Below are 18,396 nucleotides of genomic sequence, written 5' to 3' on the forward strand. Positions count from 1 at the left end.
GCGTCGTAGCGCCAGCCGTAGCCCTTGGCGGCCTTCAGCAGGTTCGCCTGGCCCTCGAGGCAGGGCGCCCGGCCGCCGACGACCGCCTTCTTGAAGTCGAAGGGCAGCGGGGCGAGGTCCTTGTAGCCGGTGTTGGTCTTCCAGTTCTCCACGAACTTGTAGAACTGGTCGATCTCGCTCTTCCACTCCTCGACGCTCCAGTCCTTGCCGCCCTTGGCGCCGCAGAAGTGGCCGTTGAAGTGGGTGCCGATCTCGTTCCCCTCCTTCCACGCCTCGCCGAGCTGCTCCAGCGTGGTGCGGATGTGCTCGTCGGTGGGGAAGCTGATCGCGGCGGAGCCCTTGGGGTGCTGCGGCGGCGAGTACAGGTCCTTCTTGCTCTTGGGCAGCAGGTAGATGCCGGTGAGGAAGAAGGTCATGTGCGCGTTGTACTGCTCGGCCATCTTCCGGTAGTGCTCGAAGAGGCCGTCGTCGCCCATGAGCGCGCCGTCCCAGGAGAAGACCACGAACTGGGGCGGCTTCTCCCCCGGCTTGAGCGGGACCGGCTTCAGCTCGCCCTTCTGCGGACCGGTGTACGAGGTGGATCCGTCCCCCAGCACATGCGTCTTGCCGTCCCACGCCGGCTCCTCGGTCGCCCCCGCCGACGCCTTCTTGCTGTCCCCCGACGACGCGGTCGGCTCGGTGTTCGTTGTGCGGTTGAGCACCAGATATCCGGCCACCAGGGACGCGACGACGAGCAGCGCCGCCAGCGTCAGGAACCCCGGGTGCGTGGCAGCGGGGCGGCGCGTGGTAGCCGGGGCCTTGCGGCGGCGGCCCGACGGTGACTTCATGTGCGGCTCATTCTCCGGATTCTGGGGACGCGGGCTCCTGCGCGGTGGTCAGCCGAGCGGGCTCATGGCACCTGACCAGATGCCGTACGGGACGCTCTTCTGGGTCGTGCCTGCGATGCCTTTCAGGGGAAGCGGTTCGAGGCTCTTGGTGAGGTCGATGCGGTAGACGACGACCGCCGTGGACACGGACTTGGCCGTGCCGACGAACCAGGCGGCCGTGTCGCCCTCGGTGGTGCCCGACTTCCCGGCCACCCGGGAGGGCGTGTCGGGCGTGTCGCCGGGGTGGGCCGTGCGGAAGGAGTCGGCGAGCGCGGAGCTGACCTCCCTGGCGACGCGCGCGCTCATCGCGCGGTCGGCGGTCGGGGTCTCCAGGACGACCTTGGTGCCGTTCTTGGTGATCAGGCGCACCGAGTACGGCTCGGTGTGCTTGCCGTCCGCGGCGAAGGTGGCGTAGCCGCTGGCCATGCGGATCGCGCTGGGCGTGGCGCTGCCCATGCTCAGGGCCGGCACCTGCGCCCCGAAGCTGGAGGGCAGCAGCCCGGACTTCTCGGCGGTGGCCCGCACCAGGTCCAGGCCGGTGTCCATGCCGAGCTGCATGAACGGCGTGTTCACCGACAGCTCCAGCGCCCGGCGCAGGGAGATCTGCCCGTAGGACCTGCCCCCGTCGTTCTTCGCGGCCACCGGATTGCCGCTGCGGTCCCAGTAGGGGCCCTCAGGCGTCTTCACCAGCGCCTTGTCGTTGCCGTCGTACAGCGACTCCCCGGTGACGGGCGTGGTTCCCCCCTCGCGGGTCTTGTGGACGCCGTGCTCCAGTCCGGCCGCGTAGACGAACGGCATGAAGGCGCTGCCGGCCGGGACGGTGGTGGCGTTGGACTCGTTGTAGCCCTGCGTACGGTGGTCGGGGCCGCCGTACACGGCGAGGATCCGCCCGTCCGTGGCCACCGAGGAGGCGCCGTAGTGGGCGGCCTTCGCGTTCTTCGGATCGTCCTTGAGGGCCTTGCCGCGGGCCTTGGCGACGGCGTCGGTGAGCTGGGCCTCGCGCTTCTTGTCGAAGGTCGTGTAGATCTGGTAGCCGCCGAGGTCGAAGTCCTTGTCGGAGATCTTCCCGGCCTTCTTGGCGTACTGGGCGGCGAGTTCCACCAGGTAGTCGCTCTGCTCACCGGTGTCGTAGAGCGGGTTGGCCTTGAGCGGCTCGGGGAACTTCGTGTAGGTGGCGCGCTCGGCCTTCGACAGCTTGCCGTTGTCGACCATCCGGTCCAGGGTCCACGACCAGCGCTCGACGGCCCGGGCGCGGTTGGCGGAGCTGAGGGTCGGGTCGTACAGGCCGGCGCCCCTGAGGAGCGAGGCGAGGAACGCGCCCTCGCTGGCGTTGAGCTCGCCGACGTCCTTGCCGTAGTAGGCCTGGGCGGCGCGCTGGATGCCGTAGGTGCCGCGGCCGAACCAGCTGGTGTTGAGGTAGCCCTCGAGGATGTCGTCCTTGCTCATCTGGTCGTCGAGCTTGAGGGAGATCATCGCCTCGGTGAACTTGCGGCTGAGCGTCTGGTTCTGGTTCAGGTAGACGTTCTTCACGTACTGCTGGGTGATCGTGGAGCCGCCCTGGGTGTCGCCCTGGCCGATGGTGCGGAACAGGGCCCTGCTGATGCCCTTGAAGGAGATGCCGGGGTCGCTGTAGAAGCTCGCGTTCTCCGCGGAGAGCACGGCCCAGCGGACGTCCTCGGGAATGTCCTTCAGCGGCATCGCCTGCCGCTGCACCCAGCCAGTGCGGGCCATCGGCGTCCCGTCGGCCCAGAAGTACACGTTGTCCTGCTGTGTGGCATACGTGTTGAGGTTGTCCGGGATGTCGGTGGCGGCGTAGGCGACGACCAGGAACATGCCGCTGAGGCCTATGGAGGTGAGGACCCCGCCGAGCCACTGCCGCCAGGAGGGTATCCAGCGCCGCCAGTCGTCACGGCCGGGCCGCGGGTACTGCGGGCGCAGTTTGCGGACGTACGGAGTGACACGCGACACATATGGCGCGAGCACGGCGAGGAGCGGGGCGAGTCGAGGCCCCAGAGCGGCAGAAATACGGATATGCACCGGAGGCCGGGGGGCTTTGCGCCGATTCTTCGACGAACGCGCTTCGCCGTCGGCGCCCCCCTGGGGTATGTCCGGCCCGACCGGTATGTCCGACACACGCAACTGCATGGTCTCGTCCGCCTGGAAAGCGGCCGGCACCTTCAACTGCATGGTGGCGTCCGGCTCCTGGGGCTCCTCCCCCTGCCCCGCCTGGGTCACGACCCGTCTCCCTCCCGCACTCCGTATTGCTCGCAGGCAGACGTACAGACTTCCGAGGGCCTGACATGGTTGCCGTTGACGCGGCCGCAAACAGTGAACCCTCCGATCTCGGGGTTCCGCGCGGCGCTCTCAAATTACCAGCGCTCTTCGCAAGTTCTCCACATAAGAAAGTGACAGAAGCGAACAGAGGGAGAACTGCTGACACCGCAACCGAGCATAGGGGCTTACCCTGACCGCATGCCTCGCTACGAGTACCGCTGCCGGACCTGCGGCGACACCTTCGAAATGAGCCGCCCGATGGCGCAGTCCGCCGCCCCCGCGGCCTGCCCCGCCGGGCACGACGATACGGTCAAACTCCTGTCGGCGGTGGCCGTCGGCGGCACGAAATCCGCCCCCGCGCCCCAAGCGGGCGGCGGGGGCGGAGGCGGTTGCTGCGGCGGGGGCTGCTGCTCCTGAAGCTGTTACCCGTGGAAACCCTTTCCGCGGGCTACTTTCCGCGGCAGACCCTCAGAAACTCCCGCAGAATGCGCTCCCCGGCCAGCACGCCGCATTCCGGGAGCGCGGTGATCTGCGGGGCCGCCCAGGCCGCGTCGGCCAGCTCGCCGTGGCCCGGACGCCAGCCGCGGTCCGCGGCCAGCAGCAGGTCGGCGTCGAGCAGCGAGTCGCCCGCCGCCAGCGTCAGCTCGGCGCCGGTGCGGCGAGCCACCTCCCGCACGGCCGCGCTCTTGGTGAGCGGCTTCGGGACGGCGTAGACCTTGCGGCCCTGGAGCGACACGGTCCAGCCGCGGTTCTCCGCCCAGGCCGCCAGCTCCTTCACCCACTCCTCGGGCAGCAGCTCGCGCTCCACGACGAGGTAGGCGAACAGGTCCTCGGCGACCCGCTGCTTGCGCAGCCACAGCGGGTCCGCCGTCTTCGCCAGGTGCTCCTGCACCTCCGCGAGCGGCGCGCACTCGTCGGCCAGCCGCGCGAGCACGCGCGCGTGCCAGTCGTGGTCGGTCGCCCCGTCGACGAGGAGATGGCCGCCGTTGGCGCAGATCGCGTACTTCGGCGGCGGCCCGGGGAGGTTGATGCGCTGGTACTGCTTGCGCGTCCGGGTGGTCGTCGGCATGAACACCGCCGCGTCCCCGAGGTCGGTGAGCAGCTGCGCCGCCGTCTCGGTCATGAACGACAGCGGCCTCGCCTCGTGCACCTCCACGCACAGCAGCCGCGGCGCCCGGGGGTCCGGCATGGTCAGCGCCAGCGCCGCCGCCGAGTAGATGAGCGTACGGTCGAGGTCGCTCGCCACCAGAACCGGCATCAGACCGTCACCGCCTTGCCGTCGGCGCCGGTCGCGCCTCGGGTGAACTGCGGGTGGATCAGCCCCACGCAGCTGTACGGCAGGTCGCCGACCTCCTCGACGGGCACCCCTCGCTGTCCTGCGAGCAGCCGTACGTGGTCGAGGTCGGCGCCCGCCCCGGCCCGCGCGAGGATCTTCCACGGGACCCGGCGCAGCAGCACCCGGGTGGTCTCGCCGACGCCCGGCTTGACCAGGTTGACGTCGTGGATGCCGTACTCCTCGCTGATCCGCTCGACCGCCGCCCAGCCCTCCCAGGTCGGTGTGCGGTCACCGGCGAGCAGTTCCTTCACCGCGCCGCCGACGGCTTCCGCGACCTCGGGGAAGCGGGCGGCCACGGCGTCCAGGAAGTCCGCCGAGACGTCCACGCCGGCCAGTTCGCGGTAGAACTTCGCACCGTGGAAGTCGTCCGGCCCGACCAGGTCGGCGCGCAGGACGGTCCGTGAGATCAGCCCGGAGACGGTCGAGTTGAGGCAGGCGGACGGGATGAGGAAGTCCTCGCGGGTGCCGTAGGTGCGCACGCAGGAGCCGGGGTCGGCCAGCACGGCGATCTCCGGGGCGAAGCCGGGCGCGCCGCCGCCCTCCTCGAACTCCTCGACGGCCGCGGCCAGTTCCCGGGTGATCGCGCCCTTGCCGGTCCAGCCGTCGACGAACACGACGTCCTGCGGGTCGTGATGGGCCGCGAGCCAGCGCAGCGCGTTGGCGTCGATGCCCCGGCCGCGCACGATCGACACCGCGTAGTGCGGCAGGTCGAGGCCGTGCCGGAACTGCGCCCAGCGGCGCATCAGCACGCCGACCGGGGTGCCGGCGCGGGCGAGCGAGACGAGGACGGGCCGTGGGGACCGCTCGGCGATCACGGTCTCCGTGACGACGCCCACGGCCTGCGCGATCCGCGCCGCCGAGGTCTCCAGCGCCGCGTGGAACAGCTCCTGGTACTGCTCGCTGGGCTGGTACTCGACGGGCAGCGACTCGGCGTAGTGCGCGCCGCCGCTCTGGATGGCCTCCTCCCGCTCCTCGGTCGGCGCCTCCAGCGTCACGTCCGAGAGGTCCTGGAGCAGCCAGCCGACCTCCTCGGGCGCGTACGAGGAGAAGGCGGGGCCGCGAAGGGGCTCGGGCAGCATCAAGGGTCTCTTTTCGGGCAGTGCGGCTGCGTACAGCGGCTCGGGCACATACGAGGGGACGACCGCGAGGACGACGTGCGGGGTGTGCGCGGCGAGGCGGGACAGAAGGCCGTCGGGGGCGTGCAGCGGCGGGGTGTCCGCCACGGAGTCCACTACGGCGACGACGGCGTCGAAGCCGCCGCCTGCGACGTTATAGGCATAGCGCTCGCCGGGGCCGTCGGCGGGCTCGTCGTGGGCGGGGAAAACGATTCGGCTGCGTATCGCGTAGCCGGGGTCGTCGACCGCGAGGACCGGCGAGCGGGTGGTGGTCGAGTAGCGCACCTCGGCGGGCACCGCCTCCGCCAGCTCCCGCGCCAGCCGCAGCGGCGTGTACATCAGCTCCTCGAAGCCGAGGACGAGGACGCTCCGGGCGTCGTCGGGTATCGCCTCCGCCAGGCGGGCCGTCATCGCGGGGAGGGCGGCCTCCAGCCGGTCCCGGTGGGCCGGGGTGAACCCGTGCCGGCCGCCGTCGGGGAGGCCGCGCGGCCAGTGCAGGTCCACGCGGGTGAGGCGGCCGGGGGGCGGCGTCTGCCGGGTGCGGTCGTCGTCCGGGCGTGGGCCGTCCGGGGCCGGTCGCGCAGTTCCCCGCGCCCCTGGGACGTCACCCCGTCCCTCGGCCTCGGCGCTCTGCGGCGCAGCGGCCGCCGGCCCCTCGGACGTGACGCGGGCGGCGCCCTGAAGGGGCTCGGGGAACGGCGCGGCCGGCCCCCGCAGACCCACGGGCGACCGCTCACCGTTCGCGGCGGCCTCGGCCTCGTGCCGGGCGACCAGGGCCTGTCCCTTCTCCAGCACCCCCTCCGGCAGGAGGACCGTGCCTGAGGCGGTGGCGACCAGGTCGACCCGGGCGCCGATCTCGCGGGCGAAGTCGTCGAGGCGACCCGCGTCGGCCGCCGAGCGCATGTCGACGAGCGCGACGACGACGTACCGGTCCCGCGGATAGCGCTCGTGCAGATCCCGGATGGTGTTCAGCACCGTGTTGCCGGTGGAGAACTCGTCGTCCACCAGCACCAGCGGCCCGTCGCCCACCAGCAGCGTCGGGTCCTCCGGCAGCAGCAGGTGGGAGGTGGCGTGGGAGTGGGACTCCTCGAAGCCGCCCGCCGCCGCGACGCCCGGCACCGGACGCCGGGTGGAGTGCAGGTACGGGGCGTCGCCGACGCCGTCGGCGACGCAGTGGCCGAGGCCGGTGGCCGTCTCCGCGTAGCCGAGGACGACCGCCCTCGCCGCCTCCTCGGGGCCGAGCAGCTCCCGTACCCGGCGGCCGAGGGCGAGGCCGTGGCCGTGGACGACCGCGGGGGACTGCGGGACGTGCTTGCCCAGGACGTGCGAGACCAGCAGATGCGCCCGCTTGGGGTTGCGGCGCAGGGCCAGCCCCAGCATCTCGGGCAGCACGTCGTCGCCCGCCAGTTCCACTCCGAGCCGCTCGGCGACCCAGGCGCCGGACCAGACCCCGTTGTTCACTGCGTTTCTCATGCGTCCCTAGATCGTGAAAGGTGTTCAGCCGGGAATGCCGGCTGCGAGCAGGTCGACGAAGCTGACGTCCTCGTGCGCGACGCCGAAGACCTCCGCGCGCAGCATGGTGCGCTCGGCCCAGGCGCGGTGCGGCTTCACCTCGTTCATCTTGTTCGTGTACTGCGACCGCAGTACACCCCCACCGCCGCGTTCCGGCCGCAGGATGTCCGCCGCGTCGCTGTACTCCTCGTGGCTGACCACGGACAGTGCGTGCACGGCCGGCACGTGCGAGGGGTGGATGCAGGTCTTGCCGAGCAGGCCGTTGGCCTGGTCGAGGGAGATCTCGCGCAGCAGACCGTCCATCGCGTGCTCGATCAGTCTCTCGCGCAGCTCCACGGCCTGCCCCTCCAGGAAGGGACTGTGCCGCAGCATCGGCTTGAACATGCGCTCGGGGACCCGGAAGTACTCCCACACCGGCCCGGTCACCGTGAACCCGCTGCCGTCGGCCCGTCCCAGCATGTTCACCACGTCGGCGATCACCGAGGCGACGATCTGGACGTCGTAGGCGGTCATGTCGGGCGCCCTGCGCAGTCCGTAGGCGGAGCAGAAGTCGGTCACGCCGAGGCGCAGCGCGAGGACCCGGCTGCGGTACTTGTCGACGGCGCGGGCGATGCCCTCCAGCGCGTCCACCCGCGACTCGCGGTACATGAGCTCGGGCGTCTCCAGCACGGGCATGCCGAACAGGCGTCGCCCGCTCGCCGCCTCCGCGCCGGCCAGCGCCTCCAGGAACGGGATGCCCCGCTCCTCGGTGAACTTCGGGAACACGAACCCGCTGAGCAGCCGCGCCGTGCCGCCGAGACGCCGCACCAGATCGGGGATCTGCTCGGGCGTGCGCACCCGGATGAAGAGCAGGGGCAGCTCCCCGCCCGACCGGTCGTCGAGGTCGGCGAACTGCCGGACGAGGTTCTCCTCGCCGGCCGCGACGTCCTCGTCGCCGATGGAGTCCTCCAGGCACAGCACCATCGACACCACGCCGCGCCCGGTCTGCTTGACGACGTCGTCCGCCAGCCGGGGCCGGGTGGCCGGACTGTAGAGCGTCGCGCCCAGGGCGGCGGAGAGCAGCCTGGCCGGCGAGTCCGGGTCGAAGACGCACGGCTCCCGGTGGAAGAGGCGCTGTCGCACCTCAGGGGCGAGGTGCCCGAAATGACGCATAGATCTCCCCCGCGGTACAAGGTATGGAATGGATTCGGCAAGAGGTGGCCGGTAATAGTACGTAGGGATCCATGTCCCAGGTTCCCCCAGGGCATGAATTTCAGGTAACTCGCCCATGTAGCTCGCCGAGTACCCCGCGTTGTCGTGAGCAGGCCCGAGAAGGCAGGATGACCGCATGACGCACGCGATGCTGAAGGGGTCGAACGTCCCGCTGAAAGCCACCACGGTGCGCGCCGTGCTGCGCTGGACCCCCGGGCAGGGGGTCCCGGACGTCGATGCCTCCGCGCTGCTCCTCGGTCTCGACGGCCGCGTGCGCTCCGACGAGGACTTCGTCTTCTACAACCAGCCCCGGCACCCCTCCGGGAAGGTGTGGCGGCTCGGCAAGAAGCGGGTCGCCGAGGGCCTCACCGACACGATCCAGACCGATCTGTCCGGTGTCGAGTCCGGCGTCGGCCGTATTCTCCTGGTCGCTTCGGCGGACGGCGTCACCTTCGACCGCGTACGTTCCCTCACCATCGCGCTGTACGACGCGACGACCGACGGCGAGCCGCTGGCCACCTTCGACATCCGCCCCGAGACGGGCCAGGAGACGGCCCTGATCTGCGGCGAGCTGTACCGGCGCGGCGACGGCTGGAAGTTCCGCGCGCTGGGCGAGGGCTACTCCAACGGTCTCAAGGGGCTGGCCACCGACTTCGGCATCTCGGTCGACGAGTCCGAGGAGGCCGGCGTCCCCGAGGCCGCCGCGCCGGCTCCGCAGACGCCCGGCGCGTCGCAGCCGCTGCCGCCGGAGCGGCCCACGTCGGCCGCGTCCCCGCAGCCGCCGGCCTACGGCTACCCGGCCAGCCTGCCGACCTACGGCTACGGCTACCCCGACGGCTCGTTCCGGCTGCCGCCGCAGGGACCGCAGTTCGTCGGACGCTGAGCGGCCGAAGACCTCCGGTCAGGCGGCCGGACGGGCCTTTGTGCGGGCCGCCGGGCAGGCCTCCGGGCGGCTGTCCCTACCGCTCGGCCTTGGTCTTGTAGCCACGGCCCCACTGCAGCCCCCACCCGTACAGCCGGTCCAGCTCCGCCTGGAAGCCGTAGACGAACCGCACCTCGCGTCGCACCATCAGCTCGCCCTTGACGTTCTCGATCATCACGACCGCGCAGGAGCGGGCCTGGGGGTGCCGCTCGTCGAGGCCGATCTCGATCCGCGGCCCGTTGCTCGGGTACAGCGTGACGATCGCGTGGGTGCGGTCGAAGGCCGGCGTCTGGTCGTAGATGTACACGAAGACGAGCAGTCGTCTGATCTCGTCGCGGTGGTCGAGGTTGACGTACATCGTCTCGCCGGACGCCGACCCGAACCGGTCGTCGCCGCTGAGCTTGACGTACGGCGGCGCGTTCACGTCCCCGAGCAGTCCGCCGAGCGGCTGGACGACGCCCTTCGTCCCGTCGGCCAGCTCGTACAGGCAGCCGAGGTCGAGGTCGACGTTGACCATGCTCTGGCTGTGCCCGACGACCTCCGGCGGCCGCAGCGCCTTGAAGGGGTGGCGCAGCAGGCTCTCCCGCTGCGGCCCGCCGATGTCGGACGTCCGCATCCGCCAGGCCAGGTTGACGCGCAGGTTGCCGGTGGCGGCCCCCTGTTTGGTGAGGGAGACCTGGCTGTGCCGTTTGGTCAGCTCGATCGCGTTCGTGGCCGCGTTGCCCGAGTCGAAGTCGGTCGCGCGGCTGCCCAGGAGCCCGTCGAAGATCCCCATTGCCCGCCCCCACGTCCAGTGATGAAAAACCGGCGGGGCGGCCGTGGAGGACAGTTTCCTCACCGGCCGCCCCGCTCAGAGCGTTCCTCCCGCAGAAGGTGATCACACCCCGGACGACACCTCAGTCTTCTCGTCCGAGGCCGTCGCTTTTCCCTCTGCCGCTGCCAGCGCCCTGTTGCGGCGCACGGAGGACCAGAAGGACCCGGCGATCAGGAGCACGCCGACCAGACCGGTGATGACCTCGTGGATCTGGTACTGGATGGTGACCATGAGGAGCACGGCCAGGGCGCCGATCGCGTAGTGGGCGCCGTGCTCCAGGTAGACGTAGTCGTCGAGGGTGCCCTGGCGGACCAGGTACACGGTGAGGGACCGGACGTACATGGCGCCGACGCCGAGGCCGAGGGCCATCAGGACGATGTCGTTGGTGATGGCGAAGGCGCCGATCACTCCGTCGAAGGAGAAGGACGCGTCCAGGACCTCGAGGTACAGGAACATGAAGAACGCGGCCTGGCCGGCGAGGACGATCGCCGGGCGCTGCTTGCCGGTGCGCGCGGCCTCTTCCTCCTCCTCGTGCTCGCGCTCCTCCTCTTCCTCGAGCTTGTCCTCGAAGTAGCCGGAGAGCCCGCCGACCACCATGTACGTGATCAGGCCGGCGATGCCGGAGATCAGGACCGTCTCCGCCTTGTCGACGTGCGCCCCGCCGTGCTGGTGGGCGTGGGCGGCGAAGGTGAAGGAGGTGATCAGCAGGACGACCAGCGCGATGCAGACCGACAGCATGTCGACCTTGCCGAGCTTGGCGAGCGGGCGCTCGATCCAGCGCAGCCACTGGATGTCCCGGTCCTCGAAGATGAAGTCCAGGAAGATCATCAGCAGGAACATGCCACCGAACGCGGCGATCGACGGGTGGGCGTCGGTGACGAGCTGCTGGTACTTGTCCTTGTCGTTCAGCGCGAGGTCGACCGCGTCGATCGGACCGATCTTGGCGCTGATGGCGACGATGACGACGGGGAAGACCAGCCGCATGCCGAAGACCGCGATCAGCACGCCGATCGTGAGGAAGATCTTCTGCCAGAAGGCGTTCATCTTCTTCAGGATTCCGGCGTTGACCACCGCGTTGTCGAACGACAGCGAGATCTCCAGGATGCAGAGGATCGCCACGATGCCGAGCGCCTCCCACCCCCCGTAGAAGGCCGCTGCGACCAGGCCGAGCGCGGTGATCGCGAACGACCAGCCGAATGTTTTCAGAAGCACTGGCTACCCAATCCTGTGTCGGGGGTCCCCCCAGACGGATCTGAGAGCGGGTCTCCCCCGCGCCGTACTCGGCTTTACGAAACGTTGACTTCCAGCTGCGAAGTCTAAAGGTGGACTGCTCCGTAGGGGGCGGGCGGGCCCGTACCGATCGGTAGCCGGCCTCCGTGCGGAATCCTGGACTCCTAGGAGACGTTCACCCCGAAGTCGAGCGCGATGCCCCGCAGACCCGACGCATACCCCTGTCCCACGGCCCTGAACTTCCACTCGCCCTGGTACCGGTACAGCTCGCCGAAGATCATCGCGGTCTCCGTGCCGGCGTCCTCGCTCAGGTCGTAGCGGGCGAGTTCCTGGCCGTCGGCCTGGTTGACGACGCGGATGAACGCGTTGGAGACCTGACCGAAGGTCTGGCCCCGCTCGTCGGCCATGTGGATGGAGACGGGAAAGACGATCTTGTCGCAGTGCGGCGGCACCTTGAGGAGATTGACGATCAGCGACTCGTCGTCGCCCTCGCCCTCGCCGGTCAGGTTGTCGCCGGTGTGCTCCACCGAGCCGTCCGGGCTCTGGAGCTGGTTGTAGAAGACGAACCACTCGTCCCCCATGACCCGCCCGCCGGTGCACAGCAGGGCGCTGGCGTCCAGGTCGAAGGCGGCCCCGGTGGTGGAGCGCGCGTCCCAGCCGAGTCCGACCATCACCTGAGTGAGGTTCGGCGCGGCCTTGGACAGGGAGACGTTGCCCCCCTTGGCGAGCGTGACGCCCATATTGCTTGTCCTCCCCTTGGTCGTGCTCAGGCAGTCTCTTCGGTTGTCCTGCGCGTCCGGCGCCGCCCGTAAACGGTGCGGCGCCGGACGTCCAGGTGACTCGGGTCGTGCGGTGGGCTCAGACGTTGACGCCGAAGTCCTGCGCGATGCCGCGCAGACCCGAGGCGTAGCCCTGGCCGATGGCACGGAACTTCCACTCGGCGCCGTGCCGGTACAGCTCGCCGAAGACCATCGCGGTCTCCGTGCTCGCGTCCTCGCTGAGGTCGTAGCGGGCGATCTCGGCGCCGCCGGCCTGGTTCACCACGCGGATGAACGCGTTGCGGACCTGCCCGAAGGACTGCTGGCGGTTCTCCGCGTCGTAGATCGACACCGGGAAGACGATCTTGTCGACGTCGGCCGGGACCGTGGCGAGGTTGACCTTGATCGCCTCGTCGTCGCCCTCGCCCTCACCGGTGGTGTTGTCACCGGTGTGCTCGACCGAGCCGTCGGGGCTCTTCAGGTTGTTGAAGAAGACGAAGTTGGCGTCACTGGCGACCTTGCCGGCGCTGTTCACCAGCAGCGCGCTGGCGTCCAGGTCGAAGTCGGTGCCGGTCGTGGTGCGGACGTCCCACCCCAGACCGACGATGACCGCGGTCAGGCCCGGGGCCTCCTTGGTCAGCGATACGTTGCCGCCCTTGCTGAGGCTGACTCCCACGAGCTCCTCCATTGGTTTTCGGGGCGGGGAGCCCCGTGATGCGTCGGATATCGGATCAACGTGTCGATCCTAGTGACGGGTTCCCGCAGCACGCAGGCCGTGGGGCCGAACAATCACAGGGTGTCGAGCGCCTTGACGTACTCGGCGAGGTCACGCGCGTCCGGCAGCGCGTTGACGACCGTCCAGCGCACCACGCCCTCCTTGTCGATGACGAAGGTGCCGCGCACCGCGCAGCCCTTGTCCTCGGCGAAGACGCCGTAGGCGCGGGACACCTCGCCGTGCGGCCAGAAGTCGCTCAGCAGCGGGTACTCCAGGCCCTCCTGCTCGGCGAAGACGCGCAGGGTGTGGATGGAGTCGTTGGACACGGCGAGCACCTGGGTGTCGCGGTCGGCGAACTGCGGCAGGTGGTCGCGCACCTCGCACAGCTCCCCGGTGCACACGCCGGTGAAGGCGAACGGGTAGAAGAGCAGGACGACGTTCTTGTCGCCCCGGAAGTCGGAGAGCCGCACGGCCCGGCCGTGGTTGTCCTTGAGCTCGAAGTCGGGGGCCTTGTCGCCGACCTGGATCGCCATCGCCTGGATGTCCCTTCGGGTGGGGCTGTCTGGGTGAACACCACCCTACGCAGCGGCCGCCGAAGGCCGGCGGACGGGCCGAAGGCGAAGGCCCGGCCCGTCCGCACGTCACATCACTTCTTGGACTTGGCCGCCTTGGGCGTCACCAGCCGGCTGCCGCTCCAGTCCTTGCCGACACTGACGCTCTTGCTGGCCGACAGACCCGCAGTCGTCGCGGCTTCGGAGATGTCGCTCGGCTCCACGTATCCCGTACGGCCGGTCTTCGGCGTCAGGAGGAGGATCGACCCGCCTTCCTCGATGTACGTGGTGGCGTCCACCAGCGCATCCGTCAGGTCTCCGTCATCGTCGCGGAACCAGAGCACCACGGCGTCGGCGACGTCGTCGTAGTCCTCGTCCACCAGATCGCTGCCGATGACTTCCTCGATGGACTCGCGGAGCTCCTGGTCGACGTCGTCGTCGTAGCCGATCTCCTGGACCACCTGCTCGGGCTGGAAACCCAGCCTGACGGCAGGGCTGGTCCGCTCCTCCGCGTGGTCCGCGGTCGCGCTCACGGGTTGCCTCCTGATCTTGATTCGGATGGGGTTCCCCCGGGCCCGTCCAGGGCTGGGGGGAAACTCAGCCACGCGCGTGCGCGAGGCATTGGCCGTAGTCCACACGGACGGGACGGATCGCGCAAGTACCCGGCGGTTCGGACCGCCGAAACGGTGACGATCCTGGCCGTCTCGACGCAACTCCAGGCACACGGTGCGGACGAATGGTGACGTACACCACACCTATCTGCCCTGTTTGCGCATTTGAGAACCACCCAAGGGTACGAGATCCGAACGGGCTGCTGTTACCTAGGGGTAGAGATGACGTTTGCGGCCCCTAGGTACACGATGGGGCGGTGCAGGCGCCCGAGCGACAGGCGGAGCCGTCCGAGTGACGCCCGCGAGACACCGAGCGAGACCCATAGCTCCACCAGCTCCACCCAGCCCCTCACAGCCCCTCTGACAGGTAAGGAACAGCGTGGCTTCCGGATCCGATCGCAACCCGATCATCATTGGCGGCCTTCCGAGTCAGGTTCCTGACTTCGATCCCGAGGAAACCCAGGAGTGGCTCGACTCCCTCGACGCCGCGATCGACGAGCGTGGCCGGGATCGGGCCCGCTATCTCATGCTGCGCCTGATCGAGCGGGCCCGCGAGAAGCGCGTGGCCGTGCCCGAGATGCGCAGCACGGACTACGTCAACACCATCCCCACCAGGGCCGAGCCGTTCTTCCCGGGCAACGAGGAGATCGAGCGCAAGATCCTGAACGCGACGCGCTGGAACGCGGCCGTGATGGTGTCCAGGGCCCAGCGGCCGGGCATCGGCGTGGGCGGCCACATCGCCACCTTCGCCTCCTCGGCGTCCCTGTACGACGTCGGCTTCAACCACTTCTTCCGCGGCAAGGACGAGGGCGACGGCGGCGACCAGGTCTTCTTCCAGGGCCACGCCTCGCCGGGCATCTACGCGCGCGCGTTCCTGCTCGACCGGCTCAGCGAGGACAACCTCGACGCGTTCCGCCAGGAGAAGTCGAAGGCGCCGCACGGGCTGTCCTCCTATCCGCACCCGCGTCTGATGCCGGACTTCTGGGAGTTCCCGACGGTGTCGATGGGCCTCGGCCCGATCGGCGCGATCTACCAGGCTCGGATGAACCGCTACATGCACGCGCGCGGGATCGCCGACACGTCGAAGTCGCGCGTGTGGGCGTTCCTCGGGGACGGCGAGATGGACGAGCCGGAGTCGCTAGGCCAGCTGACCATCGCAGCCCGTGAGGGCCTGGACAACCTGACCTTCGTGGTCAACTGCAACCTCCAGCGGCTCGACGGGCCGGTGCGCGGCAACGGCAAGGTCATCCAGGAGCTGGAGTCGGTCTTCCGGGGCGCCGGCTGGAACGTGATCAAGCTGATCTGGGACCGGTCGTGGGACCCGCTGCTCGCCCAGGACCGCGACGGCACCCTCGTCAACCGGATGAACACGACGCCGGACGGCCAGTTCCAGACGTACGCCACCGAGTCCGGCGCGTACATCCGGGACCACTTCTTCGGCGACGACCACCGGCTGCGCGCGATGGTCGAGGGCATGACCGACGACCAGATCCTGCACCTGGGCCGCGGCGGTCACGACCACCGGAAGATCTACGCGGCGTTCAAGGCGGCCGTGGAGCACACCGGCCAGCCGACGGTCATCCTCGCCAAGACGGTCAAGGGCTGGACGCTGGGCCCGAACTTCGAGGGCCGCAACGCCACGCACCAGATGAAGAAGCTGACGGTCGCCGACCTGAAGGGCTTCCGCGACCGGCTGCACCTGCCGATCTCCGACAAGGAGCTGGAGGGCGGCCTGCCGCCGTACTTCCACCCCGGCCGGAACTCGGAGGAGATCCAGTACATGCACGACCGCCGCAAGAGCTGCGGCGGCTATGTCCCGACCCGTGTGGTGCGCTCCAAGCCGCTGGCGCTGCCGGACGACAAGACGTACGCGAGCGTGAAGAAGGGCTCCGGCCAGCAGTCCATCGCAACGACCATGGCCTTTGTGAGACTCCTGAAGGACCTCATGCGGGACAAGGAGCTCGGCAAGCGGTTCGTGCTGATCGCGCCGGACGAGTACCGCACCTTCGGCATGGACTCCTTCTTCCCGAGTGCGAAGATCTACAACCCGCTCGGCCAGCAGTACGAGTCCGTCGACCGGGAGCTGCTCCTCGCCTACAAGGAGTCGCCGACCGGGCAGATGCTGCACGACGGCATCTCCGAGGCGGGCTGCACGGCCTCCCTGATCGCGGCGGGATCCGCCTATGCCACGCACGGCGAGCCCTTGATCCCGGTCTATGTCTTCTACTCGATGTTCGGTTTCCAGCGCACCGGCGACCAGTTCTGGCAGATGTCGGACCAGCTGGCGCGCGGTTTCGTCCTGGGAGCGACCGCCGGGCGTACGACCCTGACCGGTGAGGGACTCCAGCACGCGGACGGCCACTCCCAGCTGCTGGCCTCGACCAACCCGGGGTGCGTCGCCTACGACCCGGCCTTCGGCTTCGAGATCGCGCACATCGTGCAGGACGGACTCCGCAGGATGTACGGCAGCTCCGCCGAGCACCCGCACGGCGAGGACGTCTTCTACTACCTGACCGTCTACAACGAGCCCATCCAGCACCCCGCCGAGCCGGAGAACGTGGACGCCGAGGGCATCCTCAAGGGCATCCACCGCTTCAGCGAGGGCGTCGCGGGGTCGATCCCGGCGCAGATCATCGCGTCCGGCGTGGCCGTCCCGTGGGCGGTCCAGGCGCAGAAGATCCTCGCCGAGGACTGGGACGTCAAGGCCGACGTCTGGTCCGCGACCTCATGGAACGAGCTGCGGCGCGAAGCCGTGGAGGTCGAGCGGCACAACCTGCTGCACCCGGAGGAGGAGCAGCAGGTGCCGTACGTGACGCGCAAGCTCTCCGGGGCCGAGGGGCCGTTCGTGGCCGTCTCGGACTGGATGCGGTCGGTGCCGGACCAGATCGCCCGCTGGGTGCCGGGCGCCTACCAGTCGCTGGGCGCGGACGGCTTCGGCTTCGCCGACACCCGCGGGGCGGCGCGCCGCTTCTTCCACATCGACGCCGAGTCGGTGGTCGTGGCGGTGCTGACCGAGCTGGCGCGCGAGGGCAAGGTCGACCGGTCGCTGCTGAAGCAGGCGGTCGACCGGTACCAGCTGCTGGACGTCTCGGCGGCGGACCCGGGGGCCGCCGGGGGCGACGCGTAACCTCCGCGCGACGTGAGCGGACGAAGGGCGGTGGAGTCTTCGGGCTCCACCGCCCTTCGGGCTCCACTGCGCTTACCCGTTCTTTACGATGCGAGCATGCACGAAGGAACGGCGAAGCCCCGGTGGGACCGGCAGGACCGGTGGGAACAGCGGACCCAGCGGCCGTTGCTGGCCCTCGCCGTGATGTACGCCGTCGCCTACGCGGTGCCGATCGTGGACACCTCGGCCGGCCGTCCGACGACGGTGGTGTGCGCCGCGGTCGAGTGGACGGTGTGGGGGGCGTTCGCCGCGGACTACCTGATCCGGCTGGCGCTGACCTCCGGGCGGCGGCGGTTCGTCCGTACGCACTGGCTGGACCTGTGCGCGGTGGTGCTGCCGCTGCTGCAGCCGTTGCGGCTGCTGCGGCTGGTCTCGACGCTGCTGCTGGTGGGCCGGCGGGCGCGGATGGCCTCGCAGATCCGGATGACGACCTATGTCGTGGGCGCGGTCGTCGGACTGCTGATGTTCGGCTCGCTCGCCGTGCTGTCGGTCGAGCGGGAGTCGCCGGGCGGGAACATCCGGACACTGGGTGACGCGCTGTGGTGGTCGTTCACCACGATGACGACCGTGGGGTACGGCGACCACTCGCCGACCACCGGCCTCGGGCGGATCATCGCCGTCGGACTGATGCTCTCCGGGATCGCTCTGCTGGGTGTGGTGACCGCGAACATCGCGGCGTGGTTCATCGAGCGGTTCGAGAAGGACGACGTCGAGGAGCGCGCGCAGACGGCGGCGATCCTGGCCCTGACCGAGGAGGTGAGGGCGCTGCGGCGCGAGGTCGCGGAGTTGCGGGAGGACGCCCGTAAGACCCCGTCCCTGACCGCCGGTCACCCGCCGGGTTAGCCGACGGCCGCCCTCGACGCCCCGGCGGCCGCTCCCGTCGGCCGACAGCAGCTGGCTTCGGCCCGGCAGTCGCCCGGCGGGCGGGGGTCAGAGGAGCCCGTTGCCCGGGCCCGCCGCTCCCGCCAGCCAGACCACGGCCAGCAGGGTGTCGATCGCGCCGAGGACGACCGCGACCAGGGCCGGTACCGGGCGGGGACCCGCCCAGCTGCGGCCCATGGCCAGCCAGCCGCAGACGATCGCCGCGGGGCCGAGGACGATCCCCAGCGCGAAGAATCCGGCGACCGCGCAGACGAGGCCGATGATGCCGAGCGTCGCGCTGTCCGGCCCGGTCCCTGACCTGGTGCGGCCAGGCGAGCGGGGGTACCTGCGGGCGCCGTTTCCGAATCCGGCCATCGTCAACTCCCTGGACTGGCGGGGATGTTTCGATGAACGGGTAACCCGCGGCACGCGGTCCATGCCCGGCCGTCGCCGGGCGGTCGGCGCGCTGTCCCC

General features: G+C 69.9%; 16 protein-coding genes. 4 read left to right on the forward strand and 12 right to left on the reverse strand.

The genetic code is table 11. From position 1 onward, the window contains the following. Both ABT300_RS30530 and ABT300_RS30535 read right to left on the reverse strand, forming a co-directional pair. Window positions 1-827: polysaccharide deacetylase family protein (locus ABT300_RS30530; RefSeq protein ID WP_502978027.1), on the reverse strand; the 827-nt coding region annotated here is incomplete at its 3' end. A gap of 48 nt (window positions 828-875) precedes the next feature. Continuing rightward, window positions 876-3,101 (reverse strand): transglycosylase domain-containing protein, encoded by a 2,226-nt coding sequence (locus ABT300_RS30535; protein WP_502978028.1) that lies wholly within the window; start codon window positions 3,099-3,101, stop codon window positions 876-878. Between the two features lie 237 nt (window positions 3,102-3,338). On the opposite strand from ABT300_RS30535, the gene ABT300_RS30540 reads away from it, so the two are divergent. Beyond that, a complete protein-coding gene (locus tag ABT300_RS30540) occupies window positions 3,339-3,557 on the forward strand; it encodes an FmdB family zinc ribbon protein (RefSeq protein WP_351682383.1) in 219 nt (72 codons plus the stop codon). 31 nt (window positions 3,558-3,588) lie between these two features. On the opposite strand, the gene ABT300_RS30545 is transcribed toward ABT300_RS30540, so the two are convergent. From ABT300_RS30545 to ABT300_RS30555, 3 genes are read right to left on the reverse strand one after another with little or no spacing between them, the layout of a single operon-like run. Next, complete coding sequence (locus ABT300_RS30545) at window positions 3,589-4,398, reverse strand: HAD family hydrolase (protein ID WP_351682386.1); 810 nt, start codon at window positions 4,396-4,398, stop codon at window positions 3,589-3,591. After that, complete coding sequence (locus ABT300_RS30550; RefSeq protein ID WP_351682388.1) at window positions 4,398-7,064, reverse strand: phosphoribosyltransferase; 2,667 nt, start codon at window positions 7,062-7,064, stop codon at window positions 4,398-4,400. Before ABT300_RS30550 ends, ABT300_RS30545 begins: the two co-directional genes overlap by 1 nt. Window positions 7,065-7,088: 24 nt before the next feature. Further along, entirely contained in the window at window positions 7,089-8,255 is a 1,167-nt protein-coding gene (locus tag ABT300_RS30555; RefSeq protein ID WP_351682391.1) for an HpcH/HpaI aldolase/citrate lyase family protein, read from the reverse strand. Between the two features lie 175 nt (window positions 8,256-8,430). Between ABT300_RS30555 and ABT300_RS30560 the strand changes: the two genes are divergently transcribed. Beyond that, window positions 8,431-9,177: a TerD family protein gene (locus tag ABT300_RS30560; protein WP_351682393.1), complete on the forward strand. Its 747-nt coding sequence runs from the start codon at window positions 8,431-8,433 to the stop codon at window positions 9,175-9,177. Between the two features lie 76 nt (window positions 9,178-9,253). Here ABT300_RS30560 and ABT300_RS30565 read toward each other — a convergent pair whose 3' ends face one another. The 6 genes from ABT300_RS30565 to ABT300_RS30590 form a co-directional block, all read right to left on the reverse strand. Next, entirely contained in the window at window positions 9,254-9,991 is a 738-nt protein-coding gene (locus ABT300_RS30565; protein WP_351682396.1) for a TerD family protein, read from the reverse strand. A 102-nt stretch (window positions 9,992-10,093) separates the two neighbouring features. Further along, window positions 10,094-11,242: a DUF475 domain-containing protein gene (locus ABT300_RS30570; RefSeq protein WP_319279096.1), complete on the reverse strand. Its 1,149-nt coding sequence runs from the start codon at window positions 11,240-11,242 to the stop codon at window positions 10,094-10,096. A 182-nt stretch (window positions 11,243-11,424) separates the two neighbouring features. Beyond that, complete coding sequence (locus ABT300_RS30575) at window positions 11,425-12,000, reverse strand: TerD family protein (protein WP_351682399.1); 576 nt, start codon at window positions 11,998-12,000, stop codon at window positions 11,425-11,427. A gap of 118 nt (window positions 12,001-12,118) precedes the next feature. Next, the gene (locus tag ABT300_RS30580) at window positions 12,119-12,694 is read right to left on the reverse strand and encodes a calcium homeostasis/redox stress adaptation protein (protein WP_319279100.1); all 576 of its coding nucleotides are present in this window, start codon (window positions 12,692-12,694) and stop codon (window positions 12,119-12,121) included. Between the two features lie 113 nt (window positions 12,695-12,807). Then, window positions 12,808-13,266, reverse strand: coding sequence for a peroxiredoxin (locus tag ABT300_RS30585; protein WP_351682403.1), 459 nt, complete (start codon window positions 13,264-13,266; stop codon window positions 12,808-12,810). A 113-nt stretch (window positions 13,267-13,379) separates the two neighbouring features. Then, window positions 13,380-13,817, reverse strand: coding sequence for a DUF3052 domain-containing protein (locus tag ABT300_RS30590; RefSeq protein ID WP_057583034.1), 438 nt, complete (start codon window positions 13,815-13,817; stop codon window positions 13,380-13,382). Window positions 13,818-14,274: 457 nt separating this feature from the next. Between ABT300_RS30590 and aceE the strand changes: the two genes are divergently transcribed. Both aceE and ABT300_RS30600 read left to right on the forward strand, forming a co-directional pair. Next, a complete protein-coding gene (gene aceE, locus ABT300_RS30595) occupies window positions 14,275-17,022 on the forward strand; it encodes a pyruvate dehydrogenase (acetyl-transferring), homodimeric type (RefSeq protein WP_351682406.1) in 2,748 nt (915 codons plus the stop codon). A gap of 96 nt (window positions 17,023-17,118) precedes the next feature. After that, window positions 17,119-17,904, forward strand: coding sequence for a potassium channel family protein (locus ABT300_RS30600; RefSeq protein ID WP_351682408.1), 786 nt, complete (start codon window positions 17,119-17,121; stop codon window positions 17,902-17,904). 87 nt (window positions 17,905-17,991) lie between these two features. Here ABT300_RS30600 and ABT300_RS30605 read toward each other — a convergent pair whose 3' ends face one another. Beyond that, window positions 17,992-18,297 (reverse strand): small hydrophobic protein, encoded by a 306-nt coding sequence (locus ABT300_RS30605; protein ID WP_351682411.1) that lies wholly within the window; start codon window positions 18,295-18,297, stop codon window positions 17,992-17,994. Window positions 18,298-18,396: the final 99 nt, after the last annotated feature.

Source organism: Streptomyces sp. NPDC001027, from assembly GCF_040299045.1.
Lineage (GTDB): Bacteria > Actinomycetota > Actinomycetes > Streptomycetales > Streptomycetaceae > Streptomyces.

Bases quoted from the DNA above. Each gene is read 5' to 3' on its own strand.
- ABT300_RS30540 (WP_351682383.1), top strand. From the start codon at position 3,339: ATGCCTCGCTACGAGTACCGCTGCCGGACCTGCGGCGACACCTTCGAA.
- ABT300_RS30545 (WP_351682386.1), bottom strand. From the start codon at position 4,398: ATGCCGGTTCTGGTGGCGAGCGACCTCGACCGTACGCTCATCTACTCG.
- ABT300_RS30550 (WP_351682388.1), bottom strand. From the start codon at position 7,064: ATGAGAAACGCAGTGAACAACGGGGTCTGGTCCGGCGCCTGGGTCGCC.
- ABT300_RS30555 (WP_351682391.1), bottom strand. From the start codon at position 8,255: ATGCGTCATTTCGGGCACCTCGCCCCTGAGGTGCGACAGCGCCTCTTC.
- ABT300_RS30560 (WP_351682393.1), top strand. From the start codon at position 8,431: ATGACGCACGCGATGCTGAAGGGGTCGAACGTCCCGCTGAAAGCCACC.
- ABT300_RS30565 (WP_351682396.1), bottom strand. From the start codon at position 9,991: ATGGGGATCTTCGACGGGCTCCTGGGCAGCCGCGCGACCGACTTCGAC.
- ABT300_RS30575 (WP_351682399.1), bottom strand. From the start codon at position 12,000: ATGGGCGTCACGCTCGCCAAGGGGGGCAACGTCTCCCTGTCCAAGGCC.
- ABT300_RS30585 (WP_351682403.1), bottom strand. From the start codon at position 13,266: ATGGCGATCCAGGTCGGCGACAAGGCCCCCGACTTCGAGCTCAAGGAC.
- ABT300_RS30600 (WP_351682408.1), top strand. From the start codon at position 17,119: ATGCACGAAGGAACGGCGAAGCCCCGGTGGGACCGGCAGGACCGGTGG.
- ABT300_RS30605 (WP_351682411.1), bottom strand. From the start codon at position 18,297: ATGGCCGGATTCGGAAACGGCGCCCGCAGGTACCCCCGCTCGCCTGGC.